Annotated in this window: 2 protein-coding genes; both read left to right on the forward strand. The window is 62.0% G+C overall.

The window, feature by feature from the left end; translation table 11 throughout:
* The first annotated feature begins 5 nt into the window (after window positions 1–5).
* Window positions 6–1,466 (forward strand): DHA2 family efflux MFS transporter permease subunit, encoded by a 1,461-nt coding sequence (locus tag B2994_RS01565; RefSeq protein ID WP_291526665.1) that lies wholly within the window; start codon window positions 6–8, stop codon window positions 1,464–1,466.
* 55 nt (window positions 1,467–1,521) lie between these two features.
* Complete coding sequence (locus tag B2994_RS01570) at window positions 1,522–2,907, forward strand: MATE family efflux transporter (protein WP_291526651.1); 1,386 nt, start codon at window positions 1,522–1,524, stop codon at window positions 2,905–2,907.
* Window positions 2,908–3,190 lie beyond the last annotated feature (283 nt).

Genomic DNA, 3,190 nt, shown 5'->3' on the forward strand with positions numbered 1-3,190 from the left:
CCGCGATCCAAGCGGAGCGGACAACCGGAGCCAATCGGCCGCCCCAGGGCAAGAAGCCGGTCGAAGGCAGACTGATCATCGTGGTGGTGGCGCTGTCCATCCTCACGTTCCTCGGCATTCTCTCGGAAACCTCGCTGAACATCGCATATTCGACGCTGATGGGGGAGTTCTCCGTGTCCGCCGACGTGGTGCAATGGCTGACCACCGGATATCTGCTGCTGCTTTCCGTGTCCATTCCCACCTCACCCTTCCTGGTGCGCACCTTTCCCACCAAGGCCTTGTTCACCGTGTCCGTGGCAGTGTTTTCCAGTGGCACCGTGATCGGCGCGTTGGCCATCAATTTTCCATTGCTGCTCGCCGCGCGACTGATCATGGCCTTGGGCACCGGCATCTCGCTGCCGTTGCTGACCAGCATCATTTTGGAGAAGGCGGCGCTTGAGCAGCGTGGCATGATGCTGGGGCTCGTCAGCCTCGTCACTTGCGCTGCCCCTGCCATCGGCCCGGTGTTCGGTGGTGTGGTGATGGAATACCTCAACTGGCATTGGATCTTCTATGCGATGCTGCCGTTCCTGGTGATTTCGCTGGTGATGGGCGTTGCGACCGTACCTGATATCCGGCATGCCGGTGACGGGGCCGGCGTCCGCCTGTCGTTGCCCTCGCTGCTATTGGTGGCGGCGGGTCTGTCCGGTCTGATCGTGGCGGTGAGCTTCTTCACTTCTTGGCATGGCGACTGGCGGTTCTGGGCGGTGCTGTGCTCCGCCATAGCCGTGCTGGCGATATTTGCCGTCATGCAGCTGCGCATGGCCCATCCGCTGGTGGAAATCCGCACCTTCGCCTATCCGGGGTTCTCGCTGGGCATGCTCATTCTGCTGATGAGTTCCGGCGGCGTGCTGGGGCTGAACTTTCTGCTGCCCATCCTCCTGCAGCGCGGTTTCGGCCAAACCAGCATGGTCGCCGCGCTCGTATTGCTGCCGGGCGCGGTGGTGGGTGCTGTTTCCGCGCCGTTGATCGGCGGGACGTTGAAGAACCATTTCCCGCCCAGATTTATCATCTGCGGTTTTATCGGCGTAAGTGTTATGGACATGGTGCTGATGCTCGGCGGCAGGCATGAGGTGGCGGTGGCTGTGGCCTATGCGTTGTTCATGGCGGCTTCCGGCTTCGTGCTGGTGCCGGATCAGACCCATGCGCTGAACCAGCTTCCGTCCCATATGAACGCCGATGGTTCGGCCGTGATGAACACCGTCCAGCAGTTGGCCGGCGCCATCGGAACCGCCGTGGCCAGCGCGCTGATCACCGAATACAGCTCATATGGGTTGGCGGGCGGAATGGGCGAGTCCCAAGCCTATTTGTCCGGTTTCGCCTCAAGCATGCGTGTGCTGCTTGGCCTTGGCGTGACCGGCATCGTGCTCGCCTCGCTCATGTTCCGCTTTTCCTCGCGCCTGCCGCCCGAACCGGCTGAGGCGTGACGCGCCGGTCGGCTTGCGCGCCCCCGTGTCGGTCGTGTGGCTAGACTGAACTACCGTGGATGATGAACTGTTCGTCAGGGCTTCGGTGCCCAAGGTTTATTTCACGCTTTCGCTGCCCGTTGTATTCAGCATGCTGGTGTCGATGGTCTACAACATGGTTGACACATTTTTCATCGCCCACACCGGCAACACCGACATGGTCGCCGGTGTTTCCCTGGCGGCTCCCGTCGTCACCGTGATGATCGCCCTGGGCGATATCTTCGGCCTTGGCGGCAGTTCGGTTATTTCCCGTCTGTTCGGCAGGCATCGCTATGATGACGGCCGACGCCTGTCCGCCTGCTGTTTCTGGGGCGCGGTCGTCGTCGGCGCGGTTGTCATCATGCTTGGCGCGATCTTTCATGATCCGATCCTGAGTGTGCTCGGCGCGGACGAACGCACCTGGGCGTATGCCTCGCCGTTCTACACGATCATCATCGCCGGATCGCCTCTGATTATCCTGTCGCTCACCCCCAACAACCTGTTGCGCTGCGAGGGGTTCGCCGTGCCATCCATGATCGGCGCGGTCGGCGGCACCGTCGTCAACATCATCCTGAATCCCGTCCTCATTCAGGTGCTCGGCTGGGGAGCCGCCGGCTCCGCCACCGCCACCGTCATCGCCTATGGCGTGCAGGACCTCTATTACGTTTGGTTCCTTGCCCGCCGCAGCCGCAATCTCTCGCTCGATCCGCGTCTGGCCCGTCTCTCGGCGAAGGAGGTCGGCGAGATCCTGATCATCGGCATACCCGCTTCGCTGACCAATATCATGCAAAGCGTCGGCCTGGTGATGGTCAATCTGTTCCTGCTCGCCTATGGCACTGACGCGGTCGCAGCCATGGGCATCGTATTGAAGATCATGATGATCGCCGTATTGGTGCTGGTCGGTTTCGCCTTCGGCGCGCAGCCTCTGATCGGATACAACTACGGTGCCGGGAATTTCGAACGGCTTGGACATGTGATGCGTTTCTCCTACGGATTCCTGTGCCTGTATTCCGTTGTGGCGACTGTTGTGCTGTCGCTGCTGGCCCGGCCACTGATGGGGTTCTTCATCGATGACGAGACGGTGATCGTCGAGGGGACGGGCATGCTGCGCGTGCAGCTGCTGTCCGTGGTGTGCGTGGCGATCGTCATGGTCACCACCTGCACGTTCCAGTCGGCCGGCAAGGCCGTCGGCGCATTGGTGCTGTCGATTTCCCGCCAGGGGGTCGTGCTGGCCGCCGCCCTGTGGGTCGGATCGCGCCTCTTCGGCTATCAGGGAGTCATCGCAGCCCAGGCCGTTGCCGATCTCGTCACCGCTGTCATGGCGGTCGTGCTGTTCGCGACGCTCCTGTCCGATCTGCGCCCGGGACGGGCCGTCGCGGCGAAGGAGGACGGAAGGCTTCCGTCGGTTGATTCGCATCGGTGAAGCCGGCGTATGGCGTGGATAGGCGTGACAGCGGAAGGGCGCTGCGCGACACGCCCGGCGTGACTTACCTGGAATTCGATGTCGTGCTACGGTGATTCACGTTTCAAAATCGCATGGCCCTGTGTCGTGCCGGCTTCGCGCCGGCGTTCAATGACAACATCGGTCATGCGTTTTTCTTTGCCGGCTGCGCCACACGCCATGCCGCATAAGCAGCCATCACATGCACATTGGCCCACCGGGCCTGAACAAGAGAGGGGTTTATGCTGTCCGCATCCCAGCGATC

This window comes from Bifidobacterium sp. UBA744, assembly GCA_002298605.1.
Lineage (GTDB): Bacteria > Actinomycetota > Actinomycetes > Actinomycetales > Bifidobacteriaceae > Bifidobacterium.